A 16,874-nucleotide genomic window follows, 5' to 3' on the forward strand; every position below is an offset into this window, starting at 1 on the left:
ATCCGGCGCCCTATTACAACGCCTGATGACGCGTCTCATGGGTTAACAGCAGTGCAATCAGCGTCAGCGCCGCCATTGACGCCAGGTAAACCCCTACCGCCGCCAGCCCGTAGTGGCTTTGCAGCCATGCGGCAATATACGGCGCGACGGAAGCGCCCAGAATCGATGACACATTGTAGGAAAACGATGCGCCGGTATAGCGTACTTCCGTCGGAAATAGCTCCGGCAGCAGCGCTCCCATTGGGCCGAAGGTCAGCCCCATCAGGCTCAGACCTAACAACAGGAACACGAAGACCAGCGCTGGATTGCCTGAACCCAGCAGCGGGGTAAAGGCGAACAACGCGAAGAGAATGATGAGCGTGGTAATGATGACCATGCTTTTCCGACGGCCAAATGCGTCCGCCAGCAGGCCGGCGACGGGCACCATCACGCCGAAACCAATCACCGCCATCATCAGCATCCACAGTATTTCATTGCGCGGCAAGCCAAGCCCCACCGGCGCGGCGGCAGTGCTGTAAGTCATGGAATAGACGGTCATGATATAGAACAGCGTGTAGGTCGCCAGCATGATAAACGTGCCGAGAATGGTTACGCGGACATGCTTCGTCAGCAACGTGCCCAGCGGTATTTTTACCTGCTTTTTCGCTGCGGCGACTTTCGCAAACACCGGCGTTTCATGCAGCGACACGCGCACATACAGGCCGATAATCACCAGTACCGCCGAGAAGATAAACGGCACGCGCCAGCCCCAGCTCATAAATTGCTCGTCGGTCAGCAGCCAGGAGAGCAACAGGAAGGTGCCATTGGCAAAAAAGAAGCCGATCGGCGCGCCCAACTGCGGGAAGGAGCCATACAGCGCGCGTTTGCGCGGCGGCGCATTCTCCGTCGCTAATAACGCTGCGCCGCCCCATTCGCCGCCCAGCCCCAGTCCCTGTCCGAAACGCGCCAGCGCCAGCAGCAGCGGCGCGAAAATACCTATCGTCGCGTAGCCCGGTAATAGACCGATAATGACCGTGGAGATCCCCATCGTCAGCAGCGAAGCCACCAGCGTGACTTTGCGGCCTACCCGGTCGCCGAAGTGACCAAATAGCGCAGAGCCGATCGGACGCGCCACAAACGCGATAGCGAAGGTGGCGAGCGATTGTAGCGTTGCCGCAGTGGGATCGCCCTGGGGGAAGAAGATAAGGGGGAACACGATCACCGCTGCGGTGGCGTAAATATAGAAGTCGAAGAACTCAATCGCGGTGCCGATAAGCGAGGCAATAACGACTTTATTGCGTGAGTTTACCGGAACATGTTCCTGTTCATGGTCGAGTGTTGTGGCGGTTGCTTGCATACTATTTTCTTATTTTTAGCGAACGAATAGCCATATTACGCACAGCAAAAGTTATATTTCAATGTGTAACAAAAGCCAAAAATGGTCAAAAAAAGCGCAAAAAGGGGATAATGTTTAAGCCAGCCATTTTGCGTCTATGAAATGCTTCACATAATTTTAGAATTAGTGGATAAAACTGGTTTATGGTTAAATAAAAGTTAATTACTGGATTTATATGCTGAAACAATGAGATGAGGCGGAAGGTCGTGCCTGATTGTACCGCCGGGTACGCTTTGCTTGCCCGGCCTGGGTCCACACAGCAGTAGGCCGAATGACGACGCCGTGCGTGCCATCCGGCAGCAAGCCGCAGACTAGCGTTGCGTTTTACCCGGCATTCGCGGGTCGTCCTTATATTCGGCGGTGGCTATCCAGGCCGCGCAGAATAACGTCAGGCGGGCAAAAAAGTAGAAGAATGCCATCAGACCGAGTACGGAGCCAAACGCCGCGCCGGAAGGCGATTTCACCAGTGACGGCAGCGTATAAGTCATAATGATTTTAATCACCTCAAAACCGATAGCGGCAATAAATGTGCCGCGAATCAACGCTTTTTTACGGGGACGATGGCGAGGCAGTCGCCAGAAAATCCAGAAGAAAAGCAGATAGTTGGCAAAAATAGAGATGGCCAGACCGATCAAATGCCAGGCCGGTTTTAACCATTCGATGCTGTCGAGATACAAGGCGGAGATGATCATCTGCTGGGCGGAACCGGCGATGGAAGTAATGGACAGCGTAATGATTAAAGCGATTAATAATCCAATCAGCGAGATAAAATCGCGCAGATATTTGAGCCAGATTTTCTCCTGATCCTGCGGCTTGCGCTCCCAGACGTCCCGTGACTGGGCGCGAATCGCTTCCCGCAGGTTGCCCATCCAGTTAACGCCGGAATAGAGCGCGATACCCAGTCCGACCAGCCCTACCGTGGTACGCTGTTGAACCGCCGTATTAATCGTATTTTTAAGCGTGGACGCCAGCGTAGGATCGCTCACATTCATCAATATCTTGCTGAAAATATCTTCCAGTAGATTAGGGTGCGAGGCGAGGATAAAACCTGCCGCGGCAAAGGACACCATCATTATCGGGATCATCGACAGAAACGAAAAGTAGGTGATAGCCGCGCCAAACTGATTACCCAGTCGATCGTTAAAACGTTCGGTCGCGCGAATGAGGTGGGCCACCATCGGTTGACGCTGAATTTTTTGCATCAGGGTGGTGACGGAATGCAACGCCTGATTTGCCTTTTCGTTTTTTTCCGGGGCGTCATGCGGCTGCGTTTCTATTTTTTGTATCGGGTCGTGCTCCAGTTCCTGAATAGGGCGTTTTACGTCATTTTCCTGCGTCATCAGGTCGGTAGTCCTTCATCATTAATAGAATATGTCAGTATAGCTTCTCCCCGGTGGATGCTGAAAATGCGGCTACTCTGCGGCCTCTTTAATGGTTTCAGTCAGCCATACCATAAACAGGTGTACCCGGCGGGAAAGATTACGGCGATGGGGATAATGCAGCGTCATCGGCAGTGGAGCGGCGCGATATTGCGGTAAAATTTCAATGAGCGCTCCGGCGCGTAACGCCTCCCGTACAGCAATGCGCGGCGTCTGAATGATCCCTAATCCTGCCAGACAGGCCGTATGCCAGGTCTCCGTACTGTTTACCGTTAGCATTCCGCCGGTTTTTACCCATTGCATACCGTGGGGAGTTTCAAAGGCAAAACCCGGTGAAGAGACTCCCGGGGTCAATGAATAATGCACCATCGCATGTGAGGCGAGGTCGTCAAGGTTTTCTGGATACCCAAAGCGCGCCAGGTATTGTGGGCTGGCGCAGTTCACTCTTCTCAGTTTGCCAAGCGGGCGCGTCAGTATCCCTGGCGCATGTAGCGGCTCTGTGCGTACCACGCAGTCGAAATCTTCCCGTAGTAAATCGACCTGTCGATCGCTACTACAAAGTTCCAGCGCAATGCCGGGATACTGATGCAAAAAAGTGGGCAGGCGCGGCATGATGAGGCTGTTCGCGAGACCTGGCGGGATATCTACCCGTATTTTGCCACTGATACTGGCGGGATCAGGCTGGAAAAGACCCTCCAGTTCATCCAGGTTACTCAACAGATCTTTTGCCCGTTCGTAGTAAACCATACCGTCCTGAGTAAGCTGTACCCGCCGGGTGGTGCGGTGGAGCAGGCGGATGCCCAGTTGATGTTCTAACGCTTGTATTTGCCGTGAGACGCTGCCTTTGGGAAGGCCGATATCCTCTGCTGCGCGGGAAAAACTTTCCCGTTCCGCCACGCGTACAAACAATTTCATTGCATATATTTTATCCATCATCAGGCTCTATTATTGTTTTTATTGAAACAGTGACGCTGAAGCGGCTGGTTTTATTGATTTTCTAGCATCTAATAAGCCCTTTCGCAATCATTGCTCGCGTGACGAATACGTCTGATCGCGTTGCGCGGCGGATTTATCGCCTTCCGGCCAGGCTTTTTAGCGCCAAAAAGCCGATAAACGGGACGAGAGCGGTAAAACACGCTGATAGCCGCGGGTGTAGTGGGAGAGAGAAATGCATGTACATACACGGTATTGTCATTGACCCATCGTCGCGGTTTTCAGGCGGATTGGCTATTTTTTAACAAAATGTGCTACTTTATTTTTTGTAACACATCAGGTGAAAAGCAGATATTTCCTTTGTGACGCGCCAGGCGTACTCTTCATTGAATTAATATTCAAATTAGCCTTGGCTGTTCGCGCTAATAAGATATTCCTTACTTTAAAAGGCTAATTTTAGCGAATTCTGTAATCCCGATGTTGAAGCTGTAAATATTCATAACCTTTCCCTTCCTCAACCAATGACTATCGGTAAAATGGCCTATACCAAATGGCGACTTCTTATTTTACCCTACGGGTAATACCCTTCCTCATCTTGAGACTATTATCTTACCCAGGTGGAGAAAAGTAATGCAGGTAATCATGTTTGACAGGCAGTCAATATTTATTCATGGAATGAAAATCAGTTTGCAGCAGCACATTCCAGGAATAAGTATCCAGAGTGTCGGTCAGGCAGAAGAACTCTGGCAAAAAATAGAAAGCGCGCCGGATGCGCTGGTCATGCTGGATAGCGGCCTGGATGCTGAATTTTGCCGCGAGGTGTTACAAAGAATCGCGCAGCAATTTCCGGAGGTGAAGATTATTATCACGGCGATGGATGGCAGTCAAAAGTGGCTGCATGAAGTCATGCAATTTAACGTTCAGGCCGTGGTGCCACGCGATTCTGATGCCGAAACCTTTGTCCTTGCGCTCAATGCTGTCGCTCGCGGGATGATGTTTTTACCGGGGGATTGGTTAAATTCAACGGAGCTGGAGTCCCGTGATATAAAAGCGTTAAGCGCCCGCCAGCGGGAAATTTTACAGATGCTTGCCGCAGGAGAATCAAATAAACAAATTGGGCGGGCGTTAAATATTAGTACCGGGACGGTTAAAGCGCATCTGGAGTCGCTTTACCGGCGGCTGGATGTAAAAAATCGTACCCAGGCCGCCATGATGTTAAATGAATCGAATTAACGACGTTAAATTCGTAGTCCGCTTATTTCTGGCTGTGAAATATCACCCGTATTGATTCATGATAAAAAACGCTGATGTCCGATACTGAACATCAGCGCAATAAGCGTTTCGCGTTGAAACCGATCGTTAAGTTCCGGCAAACAATTCTGTAGCAGCATATCGCAGCTATTGAGGTCATCCAGCAAGAATGCCTCCGCCTGTTCGGGCGTAATGAACGTCAGCGTCTCATCTGGCGTCAACATATGCCCGTAACCAATCACCCAGTTACCCTGCCGATCGCGATACTTTTCCAGCGACAGACCCTGCCACTGTTTAATAAACGCGATGCAGGCGGAGCTAAAGCGAGATGAAATGTGCGGCATGGCATCTTTCTCATAAAAAGCGCGATTATAAAGTGTGCTGCACGCGTGGCTAGCGGTCAGACGGCCAAACGCAGGCAGGGAAAAGGTCTATGCCGTTCAGCGTCACGCCGCGTTGACAGAATGAAAAACTGATGTTTTTGGTTAGTAACCGATCTTCTTATAAATTTGCAATCATTAAGATTAAGTCATTGAAATGTGGCTAAATCTGTTATATCTATGAAAAAACATAATTAAAAGAAAACGAAGATCTCGTCGCGGGATCGTCTTTTTAGGGAAGATAATGACGAATAGCGCTTCGCAGGCGACACGCGCGCCTTTTGAACATAGCCTGGGGATTATCCGCCAGGCATCAATAGAAATCCTGCTGCTGCTGGGTATTCATACCACAGAGGGAAAAGAGCCCCGGTGGTTCATGGAACAACTTGAGCAGGCGCGTCTTAACCTGGGCGGTTGGGGCGCGGTGGCGAAAAAATTGCGGATAAATGACGCGCAGCTGAGCCAGTTTATGCTGCAACTGCGTCACCTTCAGCAGCATGTTCCCCAGTATGACAGCGGGCAAGAGGTGAGCGAAAATCAACTCCTTGCCGCGTTGCGTTTTGTCACCTCGCTGGAACATCTACGTCAGCAGCAGCCGCTACTGACGTATCAAACTGAGCTGGAAGACCCCGACCAGGAGGCGCATCTTGAGGCGCAGCGTCAGCTGCGAGCGATAGAACTGACGTTAAAAGCGCTTATTGCGCGCGCATGGCCGGATCGGGCGTCGCTGAATCACTACCTCAAGCAACATTTTGGCCCGGACCGTTTGCGCCAGTGGTTAAAACAGGGAGAAGATCAACATGCGCTGGAAGGCATGTTGTTCAGCGAACTGGCGCTTATGGTGGTCGATAAAAAATTGTTTGCCCGTCATTACGTCAGAATTTTTAATGACGCCTCAGCGTTAACGCTGTTCGCCGAGTCGCGCACCACCCTGCGTATGTTTCTGGATGATTGCCGCCTCGCGCGAAACGAGGTTATCGCCAGGCAGCCGCTTACCTCAGCGCAGCTTATGCTGCTAAACGTTCAGTATCAGCAAATCGTTCGGCCCATCCAGCGCGCCTATGCCGAAAAACGTACCCGCGTGAATCCCGCTTCGTTTCTGCTGGCGGATGAACGTGAATTGCGCCAGTTCTGGGAAACCGCGCGGCTTAAAGATCGGCAGGCCGGGGGAGATAAGCATGAGATTAGCGAGAGCATAGAACCACCGCGTAAGCGGCCTCCGCGTACGCCTGAAGAGCGTGAGCAACTTATTTCCGGCGCTTTGTGGGGCGCGGTTGGCGTCATGACGCTGGCGATACTGGCGGGCGCGTTCTGGCTATTTAGTTCGTTGTCGCCAGGCTCCGATAACGGGCAAGCTCCCGCAATGGCGCAGGATGAACCGCCGCGCGAGGCGCCTTCCGCGCGGGAAACGCTCAATCATATGGGGATTACCTGGGATGCGTTTACCATGCGGGCGGCGATAGAGCGCAATGATACGCGGGTGACGGCGCTGTTCCTCCAGGGCGGAATGAACTGGCAGCTCGCGTGGACGGAGCAGGCGTTTGCGGCAGGACATACCGAGGTGCTGCAACTGTTGTTGCGTTATCCCGCGCTGATGGATGAGGTCAAACCTTGCCGACGATTTATCACAACGTTAAGTCATGACATGTCGAGCGGCGCGCCGCTGACCGCGATGCATAAAACCTATTTGCAAACGTTTTGCACCGTTCCGGCTGTTGTGACGCGTCAGCAGCACGATACGGAGCAGGCCCGATTGCGCGCTCAGGCCCGGCCCAGCGCAGACAATAAAAAATGGCTGAAAATTCAGTCAGCCATTTATGATGCGATTCACTGAGCCCGGAGCAGGTTAAGGCTCTCCGTAAAGGCCAATCAGGCGGCGCACCACGCCATTGGTCCAGCCGAACCCGTCCTGTAGCGGATACTCGCCCCCGCCGCCTTCGCGGGGCGTACCGCCGGAAATATGGTATTTCTCGATCAGTTTATGGTGCTCCTGATAAAAATGGTTCACCGTTTTTAACCAGTTATGGGCGATTTCATCGCCCAGCATATCGTCGCCATACCGTTTGAAGCCCTGAATCGCCATCCATTGCAGCGGTGCCCAGCCGTTCGGTTTATCCCACTGTTCGCCGGTTTCGTATTCGGTCGCCATAATCCCGCCGGGCGTTAACAGACGGCTACGTACCACATTTGCCAGGCGGTCGGCCTGCTCATGGTTCGCCATACCGACATACAGCGGCACGATACTGGCGGCGGAAAAGAGCGCCATTTCTTCGCGTCGCCAGTCATAGTCCCGATAACAGCCGTTTTCATCATCCCACAGATAATGGTTCACGGCGGCGCGTCGGTCGCTGGCTTTCTGGCGAAATAGCGCCTCGGTGTCACGTTCGCCTTTCAGCGCTGAAATATTGGCGATAGCGCTCTCCAGTTTATACAGAAAAGCGTTCAAATCGATAGGGATAAATTGAGTTGTACGTATGCTGGCAAGCCGGCCCGCATCGCGTAGCCAGCGTGAAGAATAGTCCCAGCCGGACGCCGCCCCGGCGCGCAAATCCCGGTAGACTTCATTGGGCGGACGACCGGAATGTTTTGCGGTTTCGACATCTTCCAGCCAGGACTCGTCGCGCGGCGTGTCGCGATCGTCCCAGTAGCGGTTCAGCAGGGAACCGTCCGGCATCCGCACAACGTGGCGATAAGCCTGGTTGAGCGCCAGCGATTCGGCGCCGTCCATCCAGAAGGCGTATTCCATTTTGAGATGGTCGAGATAACGCCGCGCGCCGCGCACGCCATCTTCTTCGAACAGTTCAACCATCAGGGCGAAAACCGGCGGCTGCGAGCGGCTCAGGTAATAGGTGCGGTTGCCGTTGGGAATATGACCATAGTTTTCAATCATCCAGGCGAAATTATCCGCCATACATTTAAGTAAGTCTTCGCGCCCGCTTTCCGCCAGACCCAGCATGGTAAAATAAGAGTCCCAATAATAGGTTTCGCTAAAACGGCCTCCCGGCACGATATAGGATTGCGGCAGCGCCAGCAGCGAAGACCACGGAATATGATCCTGCGGTTCGCGCGTCAGTATCGGCCAAAGCTGGTCAATATGTTCTTTGAGCGAGTTTTCGGGGTTAGAGACATACTCGCTGGATAAGGTTTCCGGTAGCCAGAAATGGTTCTCGACGAAGCGGCGTAAGTCAAAATCACGGTGGCGTCTGACCTTACGGTAGCGAATCAGGATATCAAGCGGGTCCATCTTCGGCGCGCAGTCCGGGAACGTTTTACTGTCTGGAAACAGTTTTGTTGACTGTACATGCTCGAACAGTTCGAGATACCGATCGGCAGGGGTCAGGGCGTCAGAGGCGGGAAGCCCCTCGATCATCTCCGGCTCCGGTTCCGCCTCGATCATTTCATCCAGCTTTAACTCGCACGGGTCTGTTTCATAAAGCAGATCGACATCAATAGTCAGATCTTCAGAAGGCGTGGGGTTTAATTTCTGGTTGAGCATAATGACAAGGACCTCCGGCTTGCGTCGTAAAAGATACGGGTGTTGCCCGGCTGTCTATTAAGCGTAGACATTCGCTTCGATACCTGAGTGGCAAAGTGTGCGGTAGATCACATTTTGCAATTTACCTCTCAAGAAAAAACACTTCATAACTTACTGAATAGTATTGCGAAAATCCTATTTTCATGACGCCCTCCCCAGACCTAAAATCAGAACATTCGTTTCATAGCGGTATCACTACGTCACCGCATGGCGTGGATTCACAAGCAAAGGTAACGTAAATAGTTATAATACAAGCTATGGCACCATGATAATACAAATGGATACAAATGATCGAGCAACCCGACAGTAAAAGCGCCAAACCGCTTTATAAGCAGCTTGAAGCCGCCTTAAAAGAGGCTATTGCGCGTGGAGAGTATAAACCAGGCCAGCAGATCCCGACGGAAAATGAACTGAGCGTGCGCTGGCAGGTGAGCAGGGTCACGGTCCGTAAGGCGCTGGATGCGCTGACGCGTGAAAATTTGCTGACCCGTGTCTCCGGCAAAGGCACCTTTGTCTCTGGTGAGAAATTTCAGCGTAGCATGACCGGCATCATGAGTTTCAGCGAGTTATGCCAGTCCCAGGGACGTCGCCCGGGGTCACGCACCATCAAATCCGTTTTTGAATCGGTAGACGATGAGACAAAAGCGTTACTGAATATGAACGATGGCGAAAAAGCGGTCGTCATTGAACGTATCCGCTATGCCGACGATGTGGCGGTATCGCTGGAAACTGTACATCTTCCCCCACGTTTTGCGTTTTTGCTGGACGAAGATCTTAATAATCACTCTTTGTATGAATGCTTACGCGAGAAATACCATTTATGGTTTACCCACTCCCGTAAGATGATCGAACTGGTTTATGCCAGCTTTGAAGTCGCCCATTATCTTGGCGTCAACGAGGGTTATCCGCTGATCCTGATAAAAAGTGAAATGATTGATAACAAAGGAGAACTCTCCTGCGTTTCGCAACAGTTGATTGTCGGCGATAAAATACGGTTTACCGTATGATGTCAGCATTACGCTAACGAAGAGCAGGCTGAATCGGGATCCAGATCGCGGATCCCGATTTTTTTTGGTTTCCATCTTGATCAAATGTCTTTAAATGTCATATAAAAATAATAATACATTATGAGTCATTTATGGCGAATCCTCGCCTGTATCATTGATGGAACCAGAGGAAAGCATGATGGGTATGAAAGAGACAGTTAGCAATATTGTGACCAGCCAGGCAGAGAAAGGAGGCGTTAAACATGTCTATTATGTGGCGTGCGGCGGTTCTTATGCGGCGTTCTATCCGGCGAAAGCATTTTTAGAAAAAGAAGCGAAAGCGTTGACTGTCGGTCTGTATAACAGCGGAGAATTTATTAACAACCCGCCGGTAGCGCTGGGAGAAAATGCCGTTGTGGTTGTCGCCTCCCACAAAGGTAATACGCCAGAGACAATTAAAGCGGCTGAAATCGCCCGTCAGCACGGCGCGCCGGTCATTGGTTTAACCTGGATAATGGATTCACCGTTGGTGGCGCATTGCGACTATGTGGAAACGTACACGTTTGGCGACGGTAAAGATATTGCCGGAGAGAAAACGATGAAAGGCCTGCTGAGTGCGGTCGAACTGCTCCAGCAGACGGAAGGGTATGCGCACTACGACGATTTTCAGGATGGCGTCAGCAAAATCAACCGTATCGTCTGGCGCGCTTGCGAGCAGGTTGCGGAGCGTGCGCAGGCGTTCGCGCAGGAATATAAAGACGATAAAGTCATTTACACCGTCGCCAGCGGCGCGGGCTATGGCGCAGCCTACCTACAGAGCATCTGTATCTTTATGGAAATGCAATGGATACATTCCGCCTGTATTCATAGCGGTGAGTTTTTCCACGGGCCGTTTGAAATTACCGATGCGAATACGCCTTTCTTATTCCAGTTTTCCGAGGGCAATACGCGGGCGGTGGATGAACGCGCGTTAAACTTCCTGAAAAAATATGGCCGCCGGATTGAAGTTGTCGATGCGAAAGAACTGGGGCTATCGACCATTAAAACCACGGTTATTGATTACTTTAACCACTCTCTCTTTAATAACGTTTATCCCGTTTACAATCGGGCGTTAGCTGAGGCGCGTCAGCATCCGTTAACGACGCGCCGCTATATGTGGAAAGTGGAATATTAATTACATCAGGATGGATAAAAAAGCAGGGACGCTTTTTATTGTAAAGACAAACAAGGAATAATGATGAGCATCAGCGTATTGGGTATTGGCGACAACGTTGTCGATAAATACCTGCATTCCGGCATCATGTACCCCGGCGGTAATGCATTAAATTTTGCTGTCTATGCGAAATTAGCAGACATCCCCAGCGCGTTTATGGGGGCGTTTGGCAATGACGACGCCGCGCAGCACGTACAGGATGTATTACACCAGCTACAGATAGACATCTCTCACAGCCGCCATTATACCGGCGAAAATGGGTATGCCTGTATCCGTCTCTCGCATGGTGATCGACAATTTGTCGCCAGCAACAAAAACGGCGTATTGCGGGAACATCCTTTTAGTCTGTCTGACGACGATCTTCGCTATATATCACAATTTACCTTAGTCCATTCCAGTATTAACGGCCACCTGGAATCGGAACTGGAGAAAATTAAACAACAAACCGTCTTACTCTCTTTTGATTTTTCCGGGCGCGGTACAGACGACTATTTTGAAAAGGTATGCCCGTGGGTAGATTATGGATTTGTCTCCTGTAGCGGGTTATCGCCAGATGAAATCAAAATAAAACTCAATAAACTTTATCGTTATGGCTGTCGGCATATTATTGCCACCTGCGGGCATGAAAAAGTTTATTATTTTTCCGGCGCGGATTATCTGGAGTGGCAACCTGTTTATATCGAACCTGTCGATACGCTGGGCGCAGGCGACGCGTTCTTAACCGGTTTTTTGCTTTCCATTTTGCAATCGGGTATGGCGGAACCCGATAAAGAAAGCGTGTTACGCGCCATGCGGCAGGGCGGGAAATCGGCGGCGCAGGTGTTATCTCATTACGGCGCATTTGGTTTTGGTAAACCGTTTGCACAATAGGTTACGTCCCTCAATGTAAAGCGACACTCACTCCAGATAACCCAGGAGGAAGTATGTTTTGGACGGAATTATGTTTTATCCTTGTGGCCCTGATGATAGGCGCCAGGATCGGCGGCGTATTTTTAGGGATGGTCGGCGGGTTAGGCGTCGGCGTGATGGTTTTTATTTTTGGCTTGACGCCTTCTACGCCACCGATTGATGTTATTCTGATTATTCTTTCTGTTGTCCTGGCGGCCGCTTCTTTACAGGCCTCCGGCGGGCTGGATTTACTGGTCAAACTGGCGGAAAAAATTCTGCGTCGCCACCCTCGTTACATTACGTTATTAGCGCCGTTTATCTGTTATATCTTCACTTTTATGTCAGGAACGGGGCATGTCGTTTATAGCTTGTTACCGGTTATTTCTGAAGTCGCACGGGATTCTGGTATTCGACCGGAACGTCCTTTATCTATTTCCGTTATCGCATCGCAACAGGCGATCACCGCCAGTCCTATATCTGCCGCCATGGCGGCGATGATTGGTTTAATGGCGCCGTTGGGCGTCTCTATTTCAACCATTATGATGATTTGCGTGCCCGCCACGTTAATCGGCGTAGCGATGGGGGCAATAGCGACCTTTAATAAAGGAAAAGAGTTAAAAGACGATCCGGAATATCAACGTCGGCTTGCTGAAGGGTTAATTAAACCTGCGCAGAAAGAAAGTAAAAATACGGTGGTCACTTCGCGCGCCAAATTGTCGGTGGCGTTATTTCTGACCAGTGCGATCGTTATCGTTCTGTTAGGACTGATTCCGGCGCTGCGGCCCATGGTGGAAACAGCGAAAGGGCTACAACCGCTTTCGATGTCCGCCGCTATCCAGATTACGATGCTCTCTTTTGCCTGCCTGATTGTGTTGTTATGCCGACCGCAGGTCGATCAGATTATCAGCGGTACGGTATTTCGGGCGGGCGCGCTGGCGATTGTCTGCGCCTTCGGCCTGGCCTGGATGAGTGAGACGTTCGTGAATGGTCATATCGCGTTGATTAAGGCAGAAGTGCAAACTCTATTGCAACAGCATACCTGGCTTATCGCCATTATGATGTTTTTTGTGTCCGCTATGGTCAGCAGCCAGGCGGCAACGACGTTAATTCTATTGCCGCTGGGACTGGCGTTAGGGTTGCCCGCTTATGCGTTAATCGGCTCCTGGCCTGCCGTTAACGGCTATTTCTTTATTCCGGTGGCGGGGCAGTGTCTGGCGGCGCTGGCGTTTGACGACACCGGTACGACGCGTATCGGCAAATATGTGCTTAACCATAGTTTTATGCGTCCGGGATTAGTTAACGTGATTGTCTCGGTCATTGTCGGGCTGTTAATAGGAAAAATGGTTCTGGCCTGATTGTTATTAAATTTTTTATAGCACACGTCACTTATTATTTTTAATTCAGAGGAAGAAAATGAAAATCAGAGTTTTCATGGCCACCGTGTTGCTGCTCATCAGCCACTGTGTATTTAGCACAACGTCACTACCGCATATTGTTATTCTCGCGACAGGCGGTACCATCGCCGGGACGGCAGCCAATAATACGCAAACCGCCGGATATAAATCCGGTGAACTTGGCGTGCAAACATTAATAAATGCCGTGCCGGAAATGAATAATATCGCTCGCGTTGACGGCGAGCAGGTGGCGAATATTGGTAGCGAAAATATGACCAGCGATATTATCCTGAAACTTTCACAGAAGGTGAATGCGTTATTGGCGCGGGACGATGTTGACGGTGTGGTTATTACTCATGGCACTGACACGCTCGATGAAACCGCCTACTTTCTTAATTTGACCGTGAAAAGCGACAAACCGGTGGTGTTTACCGCTGCAATGCGGCCCGCGTCGGCAATCAGCGCCGATGGTGCAATGAACCTGCTGGAAGCGGTCACGGTGGCTGCTGACCCGAATGCGAAGGGACGCGGTGTAATGGTGGTTTTAAACGATCGTATTGGTTCGGCGCGCTTTGTAACGAAAACCAATGCCACGACTCTGGATACCTTTAAAGCGCCGGAAGAGGGCTATCTGGGGGTCATCGTTAATGGTCAGCCACAGTTCGAAACGCGGGTGGAAAAAATTCATACCCTGCGCTCTGTTTTTGACGTACGTAATATCAAGAAATTACCCAATGTGGTGATTATTTACGGCTATCAGGACGACCCGGAATATATGTATGATGCGGCGATCGCCCATCATGCGGACGGTATTATTTATGCCGGAACCGGCGCTGGTTCGGTCTCGGTACGTAGCGACGCGGGGATTAAAAAAGCGGAGAAAGCCGGGATTATCGTGGTGCGCGCTTCCCGCACCGGAAACGGCGTAGTACCGTTGGATAAAGGACAGCCTGGACTGGTGTCTGACTCGCTCAACCCGGCGAAGGCGCGAGTGTTGCTGATGACGGCATTAACTCAGACGCGTAATCCGGAACTGATCCAGAGTTATTTCAGTACGTATTAATCATGAAGGCCTGTGCGCCCACCCTCGAAGATGGGCGCACAAGATATTAACGCATGGTCACAAACTCTTCCGATGCGGTCGGGTGAATAGCGACGGTATTATCGAAGTCTTTCTTAGTAGCGCCCATCTTCAGCGCCACTGCGAAGCCCTGCAACATTTCATCCATGCCGAAGCCGATACCGTGGATACCCACAATTTTTTCTTCCGGCCCGACGCAGACCAACTTCATACGGCACGGCTGGCGGTGCGTCGTCACCGCGGTATACATAGCGGTAAACGATGATTTATAGACTTTAACCTGCTCGTCGCCGTACTGCTCGCGCGCCTGCGGCTCGCTTAACCCGACAGTGCCGATAGGCGGATGGCTAAAGACCACGGTCGGGATGTTGCTGTAGTCCAGATGCTCGTCCGGCTTGTTGTTAAACAGGCGCTCGGAGAGACGGCGACCGGCGGCGACGGCGACTGGCGTTAGTTCTACCGCGCCAGTATTGTCGCCAACGGCGTAAATGCCTTCAACGTTGGTATTCTGGAATTTATCGACAATGATGTAACCTTTTTCATTGGTTTTCACGCCCGCTGCCGCCAGATTAATATTGTTGGTCGACGGTTCGCGACCAATGGCCCAGATCAGGCAATCAACGGTTTCACTGCGGCCATCTTCCAGTTCCAGAGTCAGACTGCCGTCGGCGTTTTTCACCACCGCTTTCGGCACGGCGTGAGTATGCAGTTGCGGGCCTTCGGCGTTCATCACCTCAACCAGCGTTTCGCTAATCATCGGGTCAAAACTGCGCAGCGGCGCATGTTTACGGACAAACAGATGCGTTTTCGCCCCCAGCGCGTTGATAACGCCAGCCAGTTCAACGGCGATATAACCTGCGCCTACCACCGCGACGCGCTCCGGCAAGGCAGATAGCGCAAAGAAACCGTCGGAATCAATGCCGTATTCCACGCCTGGAATGCTCGGATGGCTCGGACGGCCGCCGGTAGCGATCAAAATATGGTCGGCGGTGATGGTTTCGCCGTTCACTTCAATGGTTTTGGCATCGACAAAGCGGGCAAAGCCTTTAATCACATCCACGTTATTTTTGCCCAGCACGTTGTCGTATGAAGTATGGATGCGGTCAATATACGCGGTACGGCTGGCAATCAGCTTGCTCCAGTCGAACTGATTAATCGTGGTGTCAAAACCGTAGTCCGGGCCATACAGATGAATCGCTTCACGAATCTGCGCGGCATGCCACATCACTTTCTTCGGCACGCAGCCCACGTTAACACAGGTGCCGCCCAGCTCTTTGGCTTCGATGAGCGCGCATTTCTGGCCGTACATAGCGGCGCGGTTAATCGAGGCGATACCGCCGCTGCCGCCGCCGATAGCGATGTAATCATAGTGTTTGGTCATGACCGCTCCTTTATGTTCGTTGTCGGACGGATAGATTCTGCGCTACCCGCCAAAATATTCGCGATTGTATACCTGAAGGTGAAAGGTTCCACCGATGGCTGTGATTACTCCGGCACGATCCAGCTTACCGAAGTGTGTCCGTGACCGTTTGGCGCCAACCTGCTGTGCAGCCACGGTAGCACGTTGTTCATCTGCTGCTCCAGTTTCCACGGCGGGTTAACCACGATCATACCGGACGCCGTCATCCCGCGCTGATCGCTGTCCGGGCGGATCGCCAGCTCAATTTGCAGGATTTTACGGATGCCGGTGGCCTCCAGATCATGAATCATGCGCTTAATTTGCTGGCGGAGCACCACCGGATACCATAGCGCGTATGTCCCGGTGGCGAAACGTTTATAACCCTCGCTGATGCCGCTGACTACCGCCTGGTAGTCGGTTTTCATTTCATAAGGTGGGTCAATGAGGATCAGACCGCGGCGGGAAACCGGCGGTAATTTGGCTTTCAGTTGCTGATAGCCGTCAGCGCGTTCCACGCGGGCGCGGTTGTCTTTTTGAAACTCCGCGCGCAACAGTGGGAAGTCGCTGGGATGCAATTCCGTGAGTTGCAGACTGTCCTGCTCACGCAGCAACTGGCGGGCGATTAACGGGGAGCCCGGATAGTAGCGTAACTGCCCGCTGCGGTTGAAATGTTTTACGACGCTAATATACGGTTCCAGTTCGGCGGGCAGATCGTCCTGCTGCCAGATACGGGCGATGCCTTCCAGATACTCTCCGGTACGTTCAGCATGTTCGCTGCCCAACTGATAACGCCCCGCGCCCGCGTGCGTGTCCAGATAGAGAAACGGTTTTTCTTTCTCTTTTAGCGACTCGATGATCAGGCTCTGAACGGTATGTTTAAGGACGTCGGCGTGGTTGCCAGCGTGAAAGCTGTGACGATAACTGAGCATGGATGCAGATATTCCGGGAAGTAAACAAGTTAGCCGATAGTTTACCGCAGATCCGTAGAGATTACCCCAGTACCGCCATGTTGTTTCGCGCGTTGTGAAAGTATTGCAAGACGTGTTCGTATCATCAAACC

General features: G+C 51.6%; 14 protein-coding genes. 7 read left to right on the top strand and 7 right to left on the bottom strand.

The genetic code is table 11. The features are described 5' to 3' along the window. Positions 1 to 13 precede the first annotated feature (13 nt). The 3 genes from HU143_RS01160 to HU143_RS01170 form a co-directional block, all read right to left on the bottom strand. Positions 14 to 1,336 carry an MFS transporter gene (locus HU143_RS01160; RefSeq protein WP_001148981.1) on the bottom strand — a complete coding sequence of 441 codons (1,323 nt, stop codon included), beginning with the start codon at positions 1,334 to 1,336 and terminating at the stop codon, positions 14 to 16. Positions 1,337 to 1,686: 350 nt separating this feature from the next. Next, the gene (gene yhjD, locus HU143_RS01165) at positions 1,687 to 2,715 is read right to left on the bottom strand and encodes an inner membrane protein YhjD (RefSeq protein ID WP_000191231.1); all 1,029 of its coding nucleotides are present in this window, start codon (positions 2,713 to 2,715) and stop codon (positions 1,687 to 1,689) included. 72 nt (positions 2,716 to 2,787) lie between these two features. Then, a complete protein-coding gene (locus HU143_RS01170) occupies positions 2,788 to 3,687 on the bottom strand; it encodes a LysR family transcriptional regulator (protein ID WP_023227412.1) in 900 nt (299 codons plus the stop codon). Between the two features lie 630 nt (positions 3,688 to 4,317). Between HU143_RS01170 and HU143_RS01175 the strand changes: the two genes are divergently transcribed. Next, positions 4,318 to 4,920 (top strand): response regulator transcription factor, encoded by a 603-nt coding sequence (locus tag HU143_RS01175; RefSeq protein ID WP_001196081.1) that lies wholly within the window; start codon positions 4,318 to 4,320, stop codon positions 4,918 to 4,920. Between the two features lie 56 nt (positions 4,921 to 4,976). Here HU143_RS01175 and HU143_RS01180 read toward each other — a convergent pair whose 3' ends face one another. Next, complete coding sequence (locus tag HU143_RS01180; protein ID WP_023227413.1) at positions 4,977 to 5,282, bottom strand: glycoside hydrolase family protein; 306 nt, start codon at positions 5,280 to 5,282, stop codon at positions 4,977 to 4,979. A gap of 280 nt (positions 5,283 to 5,562) precedes the next feature. Between HU143_RS01180 and HU143_RS01185 the strand changes: the two genes are divergently transcribed. Further along, positions 5,563 to 7,152, top strand: coding sequence for an STY4199 family HEPN domain-containing protein (locus HU143_RS01185; protein WP_023227414.1), 1,590 nt, complete (start codon positions 5,563 to 5,565; stop codon positions 7,150 to 7,152). Positions 7,153 to 7,164: 12 nt separating this feature from the next. Here HU143_RS01185 and HU143_RS01190 read toward each other — a convergent pair whose 3' ends face one another. Then, complete coding sequence (locus HU143_RS01190; protein WP_000934257.1) at positions 7,165 to 8,814, bottom strand: alpha,alpha-trehalase; 1,650 nt, start codon at positions 8,812 to 8,814, stop codon at positions 7,165 to 7,167. A 326-nt stretch (positions 8,815 to 9,140) separates the two neighbouring features. Between HU143_RS01190 and HU143_RS01195 the strand changes: the two genes are divergently transcribed. The 5 genes from HU143_RS01195 (at position 9,141) to fraE (ending at position 14,397) form a co-directional block, all read left to right on the top strand. Next, positions 9,141 to 9,860 (top strand): GntR family transcriptional regulator, encoded by a 720-nt coding sequence (locus tag HU143_RS01195; RefSeq protein ID WP_000572568.1) that lies wholly within the window; start codon positions 9,141 to 9,143, stop codon positions 9,858 to 9,860. A gap of 175 nt (positions 9,861 to 10,035) precedes the next feature. Next, positions 10,036 to 11,013 carry a 6-phosphofructose-aspartate deglycase gene (fraB, locus tag HU143_RS01200; protein ID WP_077906047.1) on the top strand — a complete coding sequence of 326 codons (978 nt, stop codon included), beginning with the start codon at positions 10,036 to 10,038 and terminating at the stop codon, positions 11,011 to 11,013. A 63-nt stretch (positions 11,014 to 11,076) separates the two neighbouring features. After that, positions 11,077 to 11,922: a fructose-aspartate kinase gene (gene fraD / locus HU143_RS01205; protein ID WP_023227415.1), complete on the top strand. Its 846-nt coding sequence runs from the start codon at positions 11,077 to 11,079 to the stop codon at positions 11,920 to 11,922. Between the two features lie 53 nt (positions 11,923 to 11,975). Next, the gene (locus tag HU143_RS01210; RefSeq protein WP_000498935.1) at positions 11,976 to 13,295 is read left to right on the top strand and encodes an anaerobic C4-dicarboxylate transporter family protein; all 1,320 of its coding nucleotides are present in this window, start codon (positions 11,976 to 11,978) and stop codon (positions 13,293 to 13,295) included. A gap of 58 nt (positions 13,296 to 13,353) precedes the next feature. Then, on the top strand, positions 13,354 to 14,397 hold the full coding sequence (fraE, locus tag HU143_RS01215; RefSeq protein ID WP_000702755.1) for a fructose-asparagine asparaginase: 1,044 nt from the start codon (positions 13,354 to 13,356) through the stop codon (positions 14,395 to 14,397). Positions 14,398 to 14,443: 46 nt separating this feature from the next. On the opposite strand, the gene gorA is transcribed toward fraE, so the two are convergent. After that, positions 14,444 to 15,796, bottom strand: a complete 1,353-nt coding sequence (gene gorA / locus HU143_RS01220; RefSeq protein ID WP_023227416.1) for a glutathione-disulfide reductase — start codon at positions 15,794 to 15,796, stop codon at positions 14,444 to 14,446. Between the two features lie 104 nt (positions 15,797 to 15,900). Next, positions 15,901 to 16,743, bottom strand: a complete 843-nt coding sequence (locus HU143_RS01225) for a 23S rRNA (adenine(2030)-N(6))-methyltransferase RlmJ (protein ID WP_000954233.1) — start codon at positions 16,741 to 16,743, stop codon at positions 15,901 to 15,903. Between the last annotated feature and the right edge of the window lie 131 nt (positions 16,744 to 16,874).

Source organism: Salmonella sp. SJTUF14076, from assembly GCF_015534835.1.
GTDB classification, from domain to species: Bacteria; Pseudomonadota; Gammaproteobacteria; order Enterobacterales; family Enterobacteriaceae; genus Salmonella; species Salmonella enterica.